Here is a 15,536-nt window from a genome sequence, read left to right as displayed (position 1 = left end):
ATAAGAGATTTATCTAGTATATCTTTTATTTAACACTGCCCGTGACTATACAGACGAGGAAACGCCTTGCTCCATCTCGAACCAAGAAGCTAAGCTCGTCCTGGCTGATGATACTCTCCCTTACTGGGATGTTGGAAAAGTAGGTCGTTGCGGGCTTTGTTGTTAATCTGCTTTAATTCTTATATTATTTAATCCTAGTTTTTATTAGTGTTTATTTCTGTTTAAGTATAAAATATTGGTTTGTTTTTTTTTAAATTTTTTATTTATTGTTTTTTATGGATTTTTATTTAATTTAATATGTTTATTTTTATTAATGTAAAATTGTAAATCATGACGAGAAGGTGTTAAGGTATGATGCTTTCGGTCTGTGAGAATATAGGTTAATAGTACGAAATAAGATCTTTGCAAAAAAATACTTATATGATGATGTTAAATTTTCAAGTATAAAAAATATATAGACTGCAAGCTAGCCAAAGAAAACGGCCTAGAGATGGTCGATCAAAAGTATTTTTTCACGCAGTTTAGATATGACGCACTCCAAAGAGCTAAAGAGAAACAAAAGCTCATGCTTGATAGTGAAAAGACAAAGAAAACCTCACTAAATTTATATGAGCGTCCATATCTTGGCACTGTTGGAGCGATAGCTCTTGATAAAAATGGCAACCTAGCTGCAGCAACAAGTACTGGTGGCATGACAAATAAAATGACTGGTCGTATAGGTGATAGTCCGATAATTGGCTCTGGAACCTATGCAGATAATGACTCAGTAGCAGTCTCTTGCACAGGCACAGGTGATATTTACATGCGTGTAAATGCTGCTCATGAGGTCTCAGCTCTTTATAAATACAAAACTTCAGATGTGCAAAAAGCAGCCGAAGAGGCTGTAAAAGAGGTAGCAGCACTAGGTGGCAGTGGTGGTATCATCTCTATCGATAAATTTGGTAAGACTGGCTTTGCTTGGACTAAAGATAAACTTGGTATGTATCATGGTGAGGCAAGACTAGGAGCTAAACCAGTCGTTTACTGGCCACTTAGTGAGAAATGATTAGATAGCTAGGTCGGATTATATCCGGCCTAGTTTTTAAAGGGAGAAAGTTTATTAAAATATATAAATTGCTCCAAGAACAATAAATGCTCTTAGGCAAAAACCGCCGATTAAAACACCATATTCATTATATACACAGCTTTTGATGCCTTCGCTACATCCGCATACTGCTCCATCTTTTGTCACGCCACATCTTTGTAGCATAAATTTACTGCCGCCAATTAATGGCAGTGCAAGACCAAGCACTATAAAGCCTATCCAAAACATCGGTGCTAGAGAGCCTGATACTATTTTGGTTATGCTAGCCATGCCAGCAGCTTCGTTTCTAACGCTTGCAAATAGCATCAAGAGGGCAAAAATTTCAAGCGCCACTAAAATAGTGTGAAATTTATGCGACTCGTGGCTCAAAACGCCGCCACCACTTAGCACAGATATAGCGTTTGCGCTAAGGCCTGTTGATATGGCTGAGATAGTAAATAGTATCGGTAGCCATATACTTGCCCAAAGTGGGATCGCTTTTACAACATATAAAAGTAGTCCAGTATAACCCATCACTCCAATTGCAAGTAGCGAGCCAAGGCTAAGCAGCATATCGCAAATTTTGCCGCCTTTTTTGACCTGTAAAAGTACAAGCACGCTAACTATTATGAAAAATGTAAGAAGATATGTGCCGATACTCATTATAGAAACTGGTCTTGTGTAAAGACCTATGATCTTAGCTGGATTGATCGCTGCGCTTGGTGCTAGGTCAAATAGTAAAAGTGCAGTTCCAACTATGACCGCTATTGGCGCGAGCAAAAATCCAAATTTATAAAATTTCTCATCAAGCTTGCCCAAAAAGCCTTTGTAGGCTAAAGCCGAGCACAAAAACGCCCCAGCACCTAAACCACCTAAAAAGAGATATATGACTATGAGCCATCCCCAAGTTGTTTGTTCCATTATCTATCCTTTAACTCTTAAAAGTTAGAAGAGCTCTTGACTGCTCTATCTCGTTTTCAAGATATAAATTTAAAAAATCAGCAAAGCTCACATAAGCTTCTAAATTTGTAGCTTCCTTACAGCGAGAGCTAAATTTATAAAACCACTCAAACGGATGAGTGCGGATGAAGTCATATTTTTTATGTAAAATTTCATCCATTTTCTCTTTTTCGTCTGCTTGTAAGGCATTGAAACTTAGAAAGTAAAGGTATTGCAGCTCGTATCCGATGAAGTCATCTGGAAATTTATCAAACTGCTCTTTGCTAAGCTTTAGACCAGAGCTCTCATAAAAGCTTCGCACCTGCATGGTCTTTTCACCAAACATCGTTTTATAATCAAAATAAACCGACTCGTATGGCTCGGCCTTTGGGTGTCTTGGCCCTACAAAAAGCCTGTTAAATTCATATCTTAGCTCATCTAGCAAATTTAGATCATCTTTGCACTTATTTAGCCAAAGTATGAAGTCGTGATTTTTAAATTTATCACTAAAATTAAGGCTTAGGCTTATGAGCTCATCTAAATTTTGCTCTCTAAGCTCCACTAAGAAAAATCGCCTTAAAAAGTCTTCAACACTAAGGCTAACGCTAAGCTTTTCTTTGACCTTATCCATCTTTTACTCTTTAATGTATGAATTCATTTCGCTTCATTCTTGGATAAAAGCGGATGTTTGGCTTGGTAAAGAAGTGCTTAAAGCCTGGCATCTCTTTTTGCATACCAGCGCTGTCGCTGACGTTGCTATCAACTAGTTTTAGTACTCCACACGGACAACCCGCCACACAAGCTGGCTCTTCGCCACGCTCAAGTTTTTCGGCACAGAGGTTGCACTTTTGAGCCTTGCCGTCTTTGCCTTTTGTGATAGAGCCGTAAGGGCAAGCCATCAAGCAGTATCCGCAGCCTATGCACTTATCATGAAGTGGCTGTACGACACCATTTTCTAGCTTGATATATGCTCCAACTGGGCAGACGTCCATACAGGCTGGCTCATCGCAGTGGTGGCAAGAGTGAGTTATAAATATCTCTTTTTCTATGCCATCTTCATGTATCATAAGACCATCGACATGCCTCCAGTTTATATCTGGATCTTGGTTGTGATAGACTTGACATGAAATTTCGCAAGCCTTGCAACCTATACAAAAGTTATAATCAAATAAAAATCCTTGTTTTCTTTTCATCTTAGACCCCTTTACATCTCTTGTTTAGCTGCTTTTTTTACTTCACAAAAGCTAGCTGTATAGGTTGAGCCATTTCCTAGGTCACTAACGCCATCAGAGCAAAGTATATTTGCTCCAGTTCTTGATTTTGTCACTTTTACCCAGATGTTGTTCCATGCATAGACTATGCCTGGGTTCATTTGATTTGTCTCGACTGCTGTAAAGACGGCTGTTCCTTTTTCGTTTGTTGCCTCAACTGTGTCTCCGTTTTTGATACCGCGAGCCTCCATATCTTCACGTGTCATAAATAGCTCAGCATTGCCTTTAACGATAACCCTTTTTAAGATATAAGGCATATTACCCCAGTTTGAGTTATCTTGGAGCTGAGTACCTGGCGTCATGAAATAAAGCGGATATTTTTTGAGATAGTCTTTTCCAAATTTATTGCTCTTTTCATAGTAGTCCCAGTCAGTTTCAAGGTCTATTACCGGATGATATCCTGCGTCTTTAAAGGTTTGTGAGTAAAGCTCGCATTTTCCACTCTTTGTGCCAAAGACTAGTTTGTCTTTTGGTGCATAAGGGTAGTATGGGAACTGATCTTTCATCGTTTCAGGCGTTCTAAATGGTTTGATCCAGCCGACTGATTTTAGTTTTTCATAGGTGATGTTTTGTTTTTTGGCAAATTCTGTATCCAAAAAGCGTCTGCAAACTGTTTCGCTATCCCAGTTAAAGCACTCTTCTGTATAGCCCATCGCTTTTGCAAGAGCGTTGAAGAACTCTAAATTTGTCTTAGCTTCGCCAAGAGGTTTTACGCTTTGAGCGTTGTAGCAGACGTATCCAGAAATTTGGTCGTTTTGGATATCCTCACTCTCCATAAATGTAACACCAGGTAGCACATAGTCAGCATAGTCGCAAGTATCGATATCATATGGATCAAGGACAACTAAGAAGAAGTCATCGTCCATTATGCGTTTTTTGATCAAATTTGTATTTGGCGCTGTTACCATTAAATTTGAGTTGTAGTTGATACAGGCGCGAATGACCGTGTTTATAGGCTTGTCAAGATATGTTGGATTTTCTTTTTGTATGCCTTTACCAAATTCTATATAGCTTACTTGCTGTCTTTCTATCTTTTTGCCATCTTTATCTTTTGGAGATAGGTCTGGCATGCAGTTGTCGAAGTTAAAGCAGCCTTTTACATGCACATATGCCCAAAATAGTCCGCCACCAAGCTTTGTCAAGGCGCCAGTTAAAACTGGTAAAAATGTAACTGCACGAACAAGTCTTGCTCCGTTAAAGTGTCTTTGTCCGCCGTCGCCGTGCATGATAGCTGGTGCTTTTGCATGAGCGTACTCTCTGGCAAAGACTTTTATCTGATCCACACTTGCTCCGCACATCTCAGACAGCTCGCCATAAGTGTATAGTGAGCACTCGTGTACTAGATCTTCAAAGCCAGTGGTATATTTTTCTACAAATTCATGATCATATAGATCTTCTTCTATCAAAAATTTACAGACCGCTAGACAAAATGCAGGGTCGCTAGATGGTTTTAGCTGGATAAACATATCTGCTTGGTTTGCTAGAGGAATTCTTATCGTATTTATAACGATGATCTTTCCGCCTCTTTTTTTAACGCGGTGAGCAAATCTTATCCAGTGTACGGCTGTGTAAGCTTCGTTTGATCCCCAGCTAATGTACATATCACTCTCATCGATCTCAAGTGCATCTTTTGAGAAGTCAGTGCCTATAACGCTAGGAGTACCCGCGTATCTTGGCCAGTCACAAGGGTTTCTAACAAGCCTTGTAGCTCCATATTTTTCAAAGAAATTTCCCGGTGCGATAGTTTTTGAGATATGTCCTTCATTACCAGAGTAGACAAACTCGGTCAAGGCTTCGCCACCAAATTTCTCTTTTATCTCAGTTAGCTTTGCAGCTATCTCTTTTAAGGCTTGATCCCAGCTTATCTTCTCCCATTTGCCTTCACCTTTTTTACCGACTCTTTTCATAGGGTGCATGATGCGGTCGGCGTTATATAGGTGCATGGCATAGGTGTGACCTTTGACGCAGACTGTGCCTTGCGTTAGCGGGTGTTTTGGATCGCCTTTTATGCTTACCATTTTGCCGTCTTTGATCTCAGCGATCATCGAACAGGCGTCGCGGCAGTTTCTAGGACAGGTTAGGTAGTGGTATTCTACGTTTTCCTCGTTCTTATAGGATTTTGGGTTAAAATCCACCTCAAATTGCTCCATACCAAATAGGTTAGGAGCTGTTCCAGCTGCTGCCAGAGCTGCTCCCGTGCCTTTTAGGAAAGAACGTCTTTGCATGTTTTCTCCTTAAATTTGATAGCTATTTCATCTCAAAGATAAAAACTTTATTCTCTTTGCCTTCTCGTGAGAAGATGTAAAATTTATTATCTTTGATCGCTAATGCTCTTGGGTTATTTACCCCACTAAAACTAAATGCCTCGTCTATCTCTTTGGTGTTTAAATTTAACTTTAAAATAGTTGAGAAATTTTTACTTAAAAGATAGAGCGCATCAGGCTCTACGTCGATGCCGGTAATGTAGTAGTTGTTTAAATTTCTACCCTCTTTTAGCTGTAAATTTGATCCAGCTTTTGGCGCAAATTCTTCCAAAATCATCTTGTCGTCGCCGTCAAATATAGCCACACTCCAGTAGTCTCTAACGTCATTTGGCACGCTAGCTGTGAAAAATTTATTTTCACTTTCTAGGTAGTCCCAGCCTAAGATGTATTGCTGTTTTGATCTAATGGTAGAAAATCTACCCTTGTTGCCAAGGTCGTTTAGCTTCCACGCGTCATATCCAGCCAATAGGTGCCTCCACTGGCTATTTTGCTCATCTTTACTAAGGTTGCTAGCTGGCTCATAAAAGACAAAAGTCTTGTTATAACTTATCATGCCAAGCTCGTTTTTATACCAAGTAGCCCCGACTGTTGCCTCCATCTCCATTATAAAATGACGATCGTGCTTGGCATAACTTAAAGGCTTTAAATTTTCATCTGCGATGTAAAATTCATTGTCGTTTGAGACAAGAGCAAAGTGCTTTTTGCTCTCATCGTAGTCAGCACCAGTTATTGCATTATCGTTTTGCAAATTTAGAGTGAGCGTATCTTTAAGACCTAGCTCTTTTACGTTTTGGATCGCTCCATTTTTACTATCCATGTCAAAGTTAAACCCAAAAGCAAGGCTTGCCAATGCGATAAAAAATATTATCTTTTTCATCTTTCTCTCCTTACTTCGCTAGGTCTGGAAGCTCAGGGTTCCAGTCAAATCTAAAATCAAGCGAGCTATCCCAGTGGTCTTTCTCCCAGAACCATTTTGAAGGATCGATGCTCATTCTAGGCGGTGTGCTAGATCCTAGATATGGCGGTGGACCAGAAGCTATAAAGGCTTGAACGCAGTTTGCAAGTATGATCACGATAAAGACCAAATTTGCAAATTTGCCAAGTGGCAAGTAGCTTAGAAAGTTGCCATATTCGCCATTTGAGCTTTTTTGCATTATAAGGCCTAAGTTTTTGCTAAACAAAAATATAAGAGCCAAAAATATGATCACACAAAAATCAACAACCATAACCCAGAGCTGAGTGTGGGCACCTAAAATTTCAAGGCCAAAACCTTGTTTGATGTCAAGATAGCCGCCAAATGTTCCATCCAGGCTGTAGTGGATAAAGCCATTAAATATGCCCCAGCAAGCCATTAGTAAAAGTGCTGCTAGATAGCCAGGCTTTAGTCCGTATCTGATGATGAAAAGCGCTATTAGGCTAATAGCTATCATCGTGATCCTCTCGGCCCAGCACATTATGCAAGGGTTATCACCTAGTCCAAAGCCAAGCACCAAGCAGGCGATACCAACTGGAAGTGCCACAAGAGCAGTGATGGCTAGTGACATAAGGTTGAAAAAGCCTTGTTCGTTTGCTGGGATTTCATTTTGTTTCGTTTGCATCTTGCCCTCCTAAAAGTTGCCTATTGGCAAGACTACCCATAAATTTACGTAAAATTCTAGTGCAACTAGTATTACGCACCCCAAAGCCATACAGGACGTTGCTAATTTCTTCATTTGTGGCTTTATGTATAAGATAAGCCCACTAATCAGAAATAGCGTCAAAATTAGAAATTCCATTTTGAGCTCCCAATTTGTAAATTTTCAACTACAAGCATGCTTATATGAGAAAAATAATATAACTATATTTATTAAATTTAGTTTAAAAAATATATTTTTATAGCTAAGTTTTACTTTATAAAATAAAATTTTGTAAATAAAAATATATTTATATAAAAATATTTTATATAATTAAGCTATATTTAATTAAATTAATATTAGTTTCTATAAAATTATTTTTATTAGCTAGCTTATAAATTCAAATTAGCTTAAAGAATAGTTATGTAATATTTTTGCAAAGGTAAAAGGGGTAGTAATGGAAAATATATTTTTGGAATCATATGATGTTTTTAAGGTATGTAAATCCCCAAGCAAATTAAAAATTTATGATGAGTTTTTGCAAAATAACAAAAGATACTCTATAACGCGTTGCTACTACGTCATCGTGGTGGATAATACATTTTTAACCTACTCACATCTCATGGTCTATGAGCAACTGCTCTATCTTTTATACTCACAAAATAAACTAAAAAATGGCGACTTTTCACTCACCCTTAAAAAAGCAGAGCTTGCTAAGAAATTTAAAACAGATATCACAAAAAGTGCCACAGATACGATAAAGTGCTTTTATGAGATGCAGGATGTGAAAATTTCGATCTTTGTAAAAGATAAGATCGAAAAGCAGATGAATATCATCGAATTTATAGACGCAGATCAAACTGAAAAGTATGGCGATCTACAAGATGAGATAAATTTGAGGCTAAACCAAGAATTTGTAAAGCTCTACCGATGCATATACCTTGATAAGATCGAGTATTTAAACAGCTTTGACATAGAGCAAGGCAGCTTCATAAGATACTTCATGCAGCATGAGTTAGATGGTGGCGTAAGAAGCTCAGCTATTATCGATAAAATGGGCGTTTTAAACTATTTGCCTTTTGCTTATAAAAAGCGTTTCGAGCAAGAGGTGGCAAATGTTAGCTTTTATTATAAAAATGAAAAATACGAGATAAAAGATGGCTTTGTAGTTGTTACAAATCACGCAAATAGAGTAATGGATAATCAAAATGCTTCGATCGAACTCTTCGGTCTTATATATGAACAGATCACAAAAAATTGCACTAAAAACATCGTACTAAATGGTGCAAATTTGCAAAATTATTACGCAAGGTTTGGTAAATTTGAGACAAATCAAACTATCTTTAAAATTTTTAGCAACATGGAGCTCATGCTAAATCACTCAATGCAAAAAGAAAATGCCAAAATTTCTTTCTTCTCTCACTTTTTTGAAAGCATAGTTTGTAAAAGAGATGCTGAGCTTGAAATTTTGATCGAACTAAATCAAAAAGGCTTTGAATATATCATCTCGCGAAGTGCAAATTTAGACTTTTATAACGTTGAGTCAGCTGACTACGGACTTACTTCCTATCCAGCTAGCTCGTGTGCGGTGGGTGGAAATTTCTAAATTTAGTTTATTTTATCTTTTAGTTTGGCGATCACTTCATCAAGCTTGCCGCTATTTTGAGCTTTTTTTAGACATTCGTTTATCTCGGTCATCTTTTTTGTAAATTCGTTTTTTATAATGTCAGCCACAAAGTCCTCGCTGCTAGTCTCGTCCAAGATAGGATACATGTCTCGCCAGATATCTTTGATCCACCAGCCGCATTTTGATATGCAAGGAAACTCTTTAAGCTCGCCAAGCTTTAGGCTCATCATAACCTCATCAGAGCATTTGATATTGTCTGTGACAAAATCTTTATGAGCGCTATCAAAGCTCGTAAACATGCGGTAGCCAAGGCTTGATACGTTGTTTTCAGAGCAAATTCTAAACTGAAAAATATTATCTTCATAGTCTAAATTCGATATGCAAATTTGATGTTTTTGGGTGAAATTTGGAAATGAGTTAAACCTTTTATCATCTATGTCAAGCCGCCACTTTGAGCAGTTGTCTTTAGCTAAAAACTCTTTAAAGCTTAGTTGCACAAATTCTTTATAGCTCATCTCATCAGCTGCGAAAAAATCATAGTTGCTACTGTTTTTTTCTTTAAAGTCTTTGAATTTCATATCATTTCCGATCAAAAAAGTGTAACTATTTTACTACTTTTAAGGATAAAAGTTATTAAATTTTACGAAATTTGTAAGATCTTTTATTAGCGAGCTATTTCGGTTTTATAAATTTAAGTTGTGTAGCAAATGTTTTTTAAAAACAAATCAAATTTCATCCGTGACTATCTCTATTTTGCTTACATCGACCAGGCCACCATCTATGATGATCTCCTCTATCTTGCCAGCTCTTATGATGCCACTTTTTGGATTTTTCACACTTTTTATGCAGCTTTTGGTGCTTACATCGACGCTTGAATACTCAAAAGCAAGGCTTGTGTCCATAAAAATGCAATCTTTCACGACCAAATTTTCCACGTAGCAAAGCGCTTGCAAGCTCTTTATCGTGCAGTTTATGAGTGTCACATTTTTCGCGTTCCAGGCTAGGTACTCGCCAGAGATAAGGCAGTTTTGCGCGACCACGTTTTCGCAGTTCCAAAAGGCATCTTTTGAGATGAGCTTTGAGTTTGTGATACGAAGGTTTTTGCAGCCATCAAAGCAGTAGTTGCCGTCCAAGCTTAGCCCATCAACCTCTAAATTTTCGCTATTTGCCCCAAAATAATCCCCTTTTGCAAAGATATTTTTTATCTTCACATCCGAGCATCCCCAAAGTGTCTCGGCGGCATCTGAGAAATTTACATTTTCAAGTAAAATTTGCGAGCTTTTTCTAAAGCTTTTTGGCGCATTTATGACCACATCTTTGAAGCTTAAATTTGTGCTGTACCACATGCCAGCCCTTGCTAAAGGCTCCAAGTATCCGCCATTTAGCGTGATGTCGCTTGCGTACCAAAGTGGATATTTGTAGGCAAAAACGCACTCATTTAGCTTTAAATTTGAGCTGTGTTTTAGCGGCGACTCGCCATCTTCAAAGATGCAGTTAGTAAAATTTATCCCCTTTGCCCCAAACATCGCGCGTTCTCCTGTGAAAATTTCAGCGTTTCTCTCTTGCATTTTTATCCTTTATTAAATTTTTCTTTTAAAATTATACTGATTTTCTCAAAAATTTATTGCAAAATACCATTAAATTTACTTTAAAGACGCAAAGCGTTATAATCGCCCCAAAAAAGGAGCAAAAATGGGTTTAAAATCAGACTCTTGGATAAGGAAAATGTCGGTCGAAAAGAAGATGATCGTGCCATTCGCCGAGGAGCAAGTGGGGCGTGGCGTCGTTAGCTATGGCGTTTCTAGCTATGGCTACGATATCCGCGTGGGTGATGAGTTTAAAATTTTCACAAACATCGGCGGAACCGTCGTTGATCCAAAGAATTTTGATGAGAAAAATGTGGTCGATTTTAAGGGCGATGTCTGCATAGTGCCGCCAAATTCTTTTGCTTTAGCGCGTACGATCGAGTACTTTAACATGCCTGATAACGTGCTAGCGATCTGCCTTGGCAAGAGCACATACGCAAGGTGCGGCATCATCGTAAATGTGACGCCTTTTGAGCCGGGATTTAAGGGGCATATCACGATAGAGATCTCAAACACGACGCCGTTACCTGCGAAAATTTATGCAAACGAGGGCATCGCGCAGGTGCTATTTATCGAGGGCGATGAGCCTTGTGAGGTGACTTATGCTGATAAAAACGGCAAATACCAAGCCCAAGAAGGCATCACGCTGCCTAGAATTTTGAAGTAATTTTTATGCCTTTGCGACTTTGCAAAGGCTAAATTTATCGCCCACTTTTTATAAAAACCCTAAACAATAAAGAAATTTTGACGAAATAGAAGCTAGAAAGAGCAGAGCTTTGATAAACAAATTTTAAATTTGGCACAGCTTTTGCTTAAAATTTTATAAACTAGAACATAAATCAAGCTCAAATATAAGGATATACATGTCAGAGAAAAAAAGTAAAAAAGCAGCTAAACAGACAAAAGAAACAAAGCTAAACGGTATAACAAATCCTATCTTTGAGAAGAATCTTCAAGCACTATTTCAGCAAGATGAAGTTTTGGCTGCTAGATTATTTAGTATGACATCACAAAATAAATATGAGATAGTTTTAGGGAAAAATGATCCTTTGGATATAAATATAATAAACAAAGAGACATCTGAATCCATATATGAAAATCCTGTCGAAGAGACATATAAGATGCTTGATGAGATAGAAAAAAAATACAAAAGATATCCAGGCCTTTTTTTCTATGGTCTTGGAAATGGTGTACTTTATAAAGCGTTGGCAAAAAATGAGACTCATAAAAGCATTGCTATCATTGAACCAGAGATCGAAATAATTTATAGTGTTTTAAATTTGATCGATCTATCTGAAGAGTTAGAAAAAGAGCAGATAGTGCTATTTTTCTCAGAATTTACAACTCACACACAGTTTCACTATCTTATAGTAAACGCTGAGTTAGAATCCTACTCAAAGACATACAATTTAATAATACACTCTAAATTTTATGATCAGTTTTCAGATGACTATATAGATATAAATAAAAAATTTGCAGAGGCATTTTCTCATATAGTTATAGCCCATGGCAACTCTATAGATGATCTTTTAATAGGCACAAGACAAAATATAGAAAATTTACCAGAGATGTTTAAAAATTATTGCTACCATGATCTAATCAAAAAGAGGTATAAGCTAGTTGATACAGCCATAATTGTCTCTACTGGCCCAAGTTTAGACAAGCAGCTAGAGACACTTAAAAAATTTGCACCTTATGTAAGTATTATAAGTGTCGATGCTTCATACCCCATACTTGCTAGAAATGGTATAAAGCCTGACTATGTAACATCGATTGAACGCATGATACCAACATCTACTTTTTTTGAAAAAAAACACCCAGATGTTGATGAAGATATATATTTTGTTATTTCTTCGGTGACCCATACACAAAGCGTAAAAAATATATTACCAAGACGCTTAGTGCTTACCATGAAGCCACAACATGAAGAGAAGATGTTCGGTTTAAAAAAATATGGCTATTTAGGAGTCGGACATAGTTGTGCAAACATGGCTTATCAGTTGGCCTATGTGTTAGGGCATAAAAATATTGTTTTTATAGGCCAAGATCTTGCTTTTGGCAAAGATGGAGCAAGTCATGCAAAAGGTCATACCATAGCTCAGCCAGATGAAAATTTATATATCACAGCTTATGGTGGCGAAGGTGAAGTGCGAACAACTTATGTTTGGACGCTATTTAAAAATCAGTTTGAAAATGATATTGAGCAGTCCAAACTCGAAAATATAACTTCGTATAACTGTACTGAAGGTGGTGCAAGAATAGAAGGAACTATAGAAAGACCATTTTTGGAGGTTATGAGAGAGCTTTGTACAGATAAAAAAGAAAAGAAGCTGCCTCACATACCAAAAAATAGTGAAAAAACAACAAATAACGATATGTTAAAAGCTTATAAAGTAATACAAGAAAAGATAAAAATGCAAACCTTTTTGAAGAAAGAGCTTGAAAAAGTATTTTTAGAAGTTACTCCTAGGATAGATGAGTTAAATTTACTAAGAGAACAAGACAAGATAACTCAAAAGCATTTTGATGAACTTTTAAAAATAGTCAAGAAAGTAGATAAAGCCAAAGACTTTATATCAAAAAGAAAGTATATGAAATACATACAAAATGTTTTTATGATATCGGTTTTCTACCAGGAGTTAGAGCTTGCTAAAATTTCTGTAGCACCAAGTGACACAAACAAAGAAAAGATAGATAAGTTATTTGAATGGGCAAATGCACATAAATACTGGCTGTTTTCAGCAGCTGGTGGTATAAATGCTGATATAGAAACAACAAAAGAAGCCTCTAAGCCTCTTATAAAAGAGCTTAAAAAACGTGGAATCTTTCCAAAAGAAGACTAATAATGGATATCTTAAGCTTAATAGGACGCACGAAAAACCTCTTTGAAGATGACATAAATGCGCTTGATAAAGACCTAAAAGAGATAGTCTCAAGCTCAAGCTTTCTAGTTATCGGTGGGGCAGGATCTATAGGCTCTGCCGTGACAAAAGAGATATTTGTAAGAGATCCAAAAAAGCTCTACGTCGTTGATATCTCTGAAAACAACCTTGTCGAGCTAGTACGTGACATAAGAAGCGAGTTTGGATATATAAGTGGTGACTTTAAAACTTTTGCCATAGATGTTGCAAGCCCCGAATTTGACGCACTTTTAGCACAAAGTGGTGGATTTGACTACGTTTTAAATTTATCAGCGTTAAAGCATGTTAGAAGCGAAAAAGACCCATTTACACTCATGAGAATGCTTGAAACAAATATCTTTAACACTGATAAAACGCTGGCTCAAGCTTCGGATATGAAGTCAAAAAAATATTTCTGCGTTAGCACCGACAAGGCCGCAAACCCTGTAAATTTAATGGGAGCTAGCAAGCGCATCATGGAGATGTTTGCGTTTAGGCACTCCTTAGAGATCGACGTCTCGATGGCTAGGTTCGCAAACGTAGCATTTAGCGACGGCTCGCTTCTTTTTGGCTTTCAAAAACGCATAGAAAAGGCTCAGCCCATAGTCGCTCCAAACGACGTCAGACGCTATTTTTTAACGCCAAAAGAGAGCGGAGAGCTCTGCCTTTTAAGCACCATTTTTGGCAAAAATAGAGATATATTTTTCCCAAAATTAGATGAAAATTTAGACCTCATAACATTTAGTGAGATAGCCAAGCGCTACTTGGCAAATCTAGGCTACGAGCCATTTTTGTGTGAAAATGAGGAGGAGGCTAGAAAGCTTGCAAAAGTACTTCCAAAAGATGGCTTTTACCCTTGTCTTTTTGCGCCTAGCGACACGACTGGAGAGAAGGACTACGAGGAGTTTTTCGTTGATGGCGAGAGGCTTGATATGCAAAGACTTCAAAATATCGGCATAGTTAAAAATGATGCAAATTTTGACAGTAAAAAGCTAGAAATTTTCAAAAACAATATCTTAAATTTAAAATCAAGCTTGACATGGAGCAAAGAGGACGTTTTGCGCGAAGTTTTCGAGCTTATACCAAATTTTATGCATAAAGAAACAGGAAAGTATCTCGATGAAAAAATGTGATTTTGACGAGGTTTTGAAATTTATAAAAAGCACTTTTGGCAAGTACAAAGTCCCGCTTCACGAGCCTAAATTTATAGGCAATGAGAAAAAATATCTACTTGAGTGCATCGACTCTAGCTTTGTCTCAAGTGTCGGCAAATTTGTCGATGAGTTTGAGAGCAAGCTAGCTCAAATGGTTGGTGCTAAATTTGCAGTTGCCACGACAAATGGCACCTCTGCGCTTCACATCTGCCTAAAACTAGCTGGAGTAGAGCAAAATGACGAAGTGATCACGCAGCCAGTTACTTTTATAGCCACTTGCAACGCCATTAGTTATCTTTTTGCAAAGCCGGTTTTCGTAGATGTTGATCTTGACACGCTCGGTATGTCGCCAGCATCGCTTAGTGCATTTTTAGAGAAAAACTGCGAGCTAAAAGGCGGTAAATGTGTCAATAAAACCAGCGGCAGGATAGTGCGTGCTTGCGTGCCTATGCACACTTTTGGACTGCCTTGCAAGATAGATGAGATAGCTGAAATTTGCAAGCGTTGGAACATCGCTTTAGTAGAAGACTGTGCCGAGAGCCTTGGCAGCTACTACAAAGGCACTCATACAGGGAATTTTGGTAAGCTCTCAGCCATGAGCTTTAATGGCAATAAGATCGTCACAAGCGGAGGAGGCGGAGCTATCATCACAAACGACGAGGAGATAGCAAAGCACGCTAAATTTATCACCACAACGGCCAAGGTGCCACACCCTTTTGAGTATCGTCACAGCGAGGTCGGCTACAACTACCGCTTGCCAAATTTAAACGCAGCCCTGCTTGTGGCGCAGCTTGAAAATTTGGAGCTATTTTTAAAGAGCAAACGCGAGCTTGCGATGATCTATAAAGAGTATTTTTCTAAATTTGATGATGTGAAATTTATAGATGAGCCAGCGGATGCTAGGTCAAATTTTTGGCTAAATGCGGTGCTTTTTGAAAGCCGTGAAAAACGAGATGAGTTTTTGAAATTTAGCAATGAAAATGGCGTTTTTACGCGTCCTATCTGGCAGCTTATGAACGAGCTTGACATGTTTAAGGACTGCCAAAGAGATGAGCTAAAAAATGCTAAATTTCTAAGCGACAGGATAGTAAATATCCCAAGCAGCGTAAGAGTTTAGCC

Annotated in this window: 14 protein-coding genes and 1 rRNA gene; 7 read left to right on the top strand and 8 right to left on the bottom strand. The window is 37.9% G+C overall.

Annotated elements, in window-relative coordinates:
* The first annotated feature begins 37 nt into the window (after positions 1–37).
* Together rrf and F3G98_RS01160 are read left to right on the top strand one after the other, a co-directional pair.
* Positions 38–156: ribosomal RNA gene (rrf, locus tag F3G98_RS01165) — 5S ribosomal RNA — on the top strand.
* A 277-nt stretch (positions 157–433) separates the two neighbouring features.
* Positions 434–1,045, top strand: coding sequence for an isoaspartyl peptidase/L-asparaginase (locus F3G98_RS01160; protein ID WP_103608047.1), 612 nt, complete (start codon positions 434–436; stop codon positions 1,043–1,045).
* Positions 1,046–1,099: 54 nt separating this feature from the next.
* Here F3G98_RS01160 and nrfD read toward each other — a convergent pair whose 3' ends face one another.
* Genes nrfD through F3G98_RS01130 form a run of 6 tightly spaced genes read right to left on the bottom strand, consistent with a single transcriptional unit; the run spans position 1,100 to position 7,135 of the window.
* Positions 1,100–1,984 (bottom strand): NrfD/PsrC family molybdoenzyme membrane anchor subunit, encoded by an 885-nt coding sequence (nrfD, locus tag F3G98_RS01155; protein ID WP_103608048.1) that lies wholly within the window; start codon positions 1,982–1,984, stop codon positions 1,100–1,102.
* Positions 1,985–1,994: 10 nt separating this feature from the next.
* Complete coding sequence (locus tag F3G98_RS01150; RefSeq protein ID WP_103631105.1) at positions 1,995–2,633, bottom strand: TorD/DmsD family molecular chaperone; 639 nt, start codon at positions 2,631–2,633, stop codon at positions 1,995–1,997.
* 10 nt (positions 2,634–2,643) lie between these two features.
* A complete protein-coding gene (locus F3G98_RS01145; protein WP_012140509.1) occupies positions 2,644–3,195 on the bottom strand; it encodes a 4Fe-4S dicluster domain-containing protein in 552 nt (183 codons plus the stop codon).
* An 11-nt stretch (positions 3,196–3,206) separates the two neighbouring features.
* On the bottom strand, positions 3,207–5,498 hold the full coding sequence (locus F3G98_RS01140; RefSeq protein WP_103608050.1) for a molybdopterin-containing oxidoreductase family protein: 2,292 nt from the start codon (positions 5,496–5,498) through the stop codon (positions 3,207–3,209).
* 22 nt (positions 5,499–5,520) lie between these two features.
* Positions 5,521–6,414, bottom strand: a complete 894-nt coding sequence (locus tag F3G98_RS01135) for a hypothetical protein (protein ID WP_103608051.1) — start codon at positions 6,412–6,414, stop codon at positions 5,521–5,523.
* A 10-nt stretch (positions 6,415–6,424) separates the two neighbouring features.
* On the bottom strand, positions 6,425–7,135 hold the full coding sequence (locus F3G98_RS01130) for a disulfide bond formation protein B (RefSeq protein ID WP_103608052.1): 711 nt from the start codon (positions 7,133–7,135) through the stop codon (positions 6,425–6,427).
* 472 nt (positions 7,136–7,607) lie between these two features.
* Here F3G98_RS01130 and F3G98_RS01125 point away from each other — a divergent pair, with 472 nt between their 5' ends.
* Positions 7,608–8,756, top strand: coding sequence for a hypothetical protein (locus F3G98_RS01125; protein WP_103608053.1), 1,149 nt, complete (start codon positions 7,608–7,610; stop codon positions 8,754–8,756).
* A 2-nt stretch (positions 8,757–8,758) separates the two neighbouring features.
* Here F3G98_RS01125 and F3G98_RS01120 read toward each other — a convergent pair whose 3' ends face one another.
* Together F3G98_RS01120 and F3G98_RS01115 are read right to left on the bottom strand one after the other, a co-directional pair.
* Positions 8,759–9,355: an effector protein gene (locus F3G98_RS01120; RefSeq protein ID WP_103608054.1), complete on the bottom strand. Its 597-nt coding sequence runs from the start codon at positions 9,353–9,355 to the stop codon at positions 8,759–8,761.
* A 147-nt stretch (positions 9,356–9,502) separates the two neighbouring features.
* The gene (locus F3G98_RS01115; RefSeq protein ID WP_103608055.1) at positions 9,503–10,345 is read right to left on the bottom strand and encodes a DUF3737 family protein; all 843 of its coding nucleotides are present in this window, start codon (positions 10,343–10,345) and stop codon (positions 9,503–9,505) included.
* A gap of 124 nt (positions 10,346–10,469) precedes the next feature.
* Here F3G98_RS01115 and dcd point away from each other — a divergent pair, with 124 nt between their 5' ends.
* The 4 genes from dcd (at position 10,470) to F3G98_RS01095 (ending at position 15,534) form a co-directional block, all read left to right on the top strand.
* Positions 10,470–11,030: a dCTP deaminase gene (gene dcd / locus F3G98_RS01110; RefSeq protein ID WP_002939953.1), complete on the top strand. Its 561-nt coding sequence runs from the start codon at positions 10,470–10,472 to the stop codon at positions 11,028–11,030.
* Between the two features lie 196 nt (positions 11,031–11,226).
* Positions 11,227–13,206 (top strand): motility associated factor glycosyltransferase family protein, encoded by a 1,980-nt coding sequence (locus F3G98_RS01105; protein WP_149725635.1) that lies wholly within the window; start codon positions 11,227–11,229, stop codon positions 13,204–13,206.
* A gap of 2 nt (positions 13,207–13,208) precedes the next feature.
* A complete protein-coding gene (locus tag F3G98_RS01100) occupies positions 13,209–14,396 on the top strand; it encodes a UDP-N-acetylglucosamine 4,6-dehydratase (RefSeq protein ID WP_306460223.1) in 1,188 nt (395 codons plus the stop codon).
* On the top strand, positions 14,383–15,534 hold the full coding sequence (locus tag F3G98_RS01095) for a LegC family aminotransferase (protein ID WP_103608058.1): 1,152 nt from the start codon (positions 14,383–14,385) through the stop codon (positions 15,532–15,534). Before F3G98_RS01100 ends, F3G98_RS01095 begins: the two co-directional genes overlap by 14 nt.
* The last annotated feature ends 2 nt before the right edge of the window (positions 15,535–15,536 follow it).

It is taken from the genome of Campylobacter concisus (genome assembly GCF_902460895.1).
GTDB lineage: Bacteria > Campylobacterota > Campylobacteria > Campylobacterales > Campylobacteraceae > Campylobacter_A > Campylobacter_A concisus_BC.
This window is presented reverse-complemented; position numbering and strand designations above follow the sequence as displayed.

What these genes read in the sequence shown, in the direction of transcription:
- nrfD (WP_103608048.1), bottom strand. Translation starts at nt 1,984, where the DNA reads ATGGAACAAACAACTTGGGGATGGCTCATAGTCATATATCTCTTTTTA.
- F3G98_RS01150 (WP_103631105.1), bottom strand. Translation starts at nt 2,633, where the DNA reads ATGGATAAGGTCAAAGAAAAGCTTAGCGTTAGCCTTAGTGTTGAAGAC.
- F3G98_RS01145 (WP_012140509.1), bottom strand. Translation starts at nt 3,195, where the DNA reads ATGAAAAGAAAACAAGGATTTTTATTTGATTATAACTTTTGTATAGGT.
- F3G98_RS01140 (WP_103608050.1), bottom strand. Translation starts at nt 5,498, where the DNA reads ATGCAAAGACGTTCTTTCCTAAAAGGCACGGGAGCAGCTCTGGCAGCA.
- F3G98_RS01135 (WP_103608051.1), bottom strand. Translation starts at nt 6,414, where the DNA reads ATGAAAAAGATAATATTTTTTATCGCATTGGCAAGCCTTGCTTTTGGG.
- F3G98_RS01130 (WP_103608052.1), bottom strand. Translation starts at nt 7,135, where the DNA reads ATGCAAACGAAACAAAATGAAATCCCAGCAAACGAACAAGGCTTTTTC.
- F3G98_RS01125 (WP_103608053.1), top strand. Translation starts at nt 7,608, where the DNA reads ATGGAAAATATATTTTTGGAATCATATGATGTTTTTAAGGTATGTAAA.
- F3G98_RS01120 (WP_103608054.1), bottom strand. Translation starts at nt 9,355, where the DNA reads ATGAAATTCAAAGACTTTAAAGAAAAAAACAGTAGCAACTATGATTTT.
- F3G98_RS01115 (WP_103608055.1), bottom strand. Translation starts at nt 10,345, where the DNA reads ATGCAAGAGAGAAACGCTGAAATTTTCACAGGAGAACGCGCGATGTTT.
- dcd (WP_002939953.1), top strand. Translation starts at nt 10,470, where the DNA reads ATGGGTTTAAAATCAGACTCTTGGATAAGGAAAATGTCGGTCGAAAAG.
- F3G98_RS01105 (WP_149725635.1), top strand. Translation starts at nt 11,227, where the DNA reads ATGTCAGAGAAAAAAAGTAAAAAAGCAGCTAAACAGACAAAAGAAACA.
- F3G98_RS01100 (WP_306460223.1), top strand. Translation starts at nt 13,209, where the DNA reads ATGGATATCTTAAGCTTAATAGGACGCACGAAAAACCTCTTTGAAGAT.
- F3G98_RS01095 (WP_103608058.1), top strand. Translation starts at nt 14,383, where the DNA reads ATGAAAAAATGTGATTTTGACGAGGTTTTGAAATTTATAAAAAGCACT.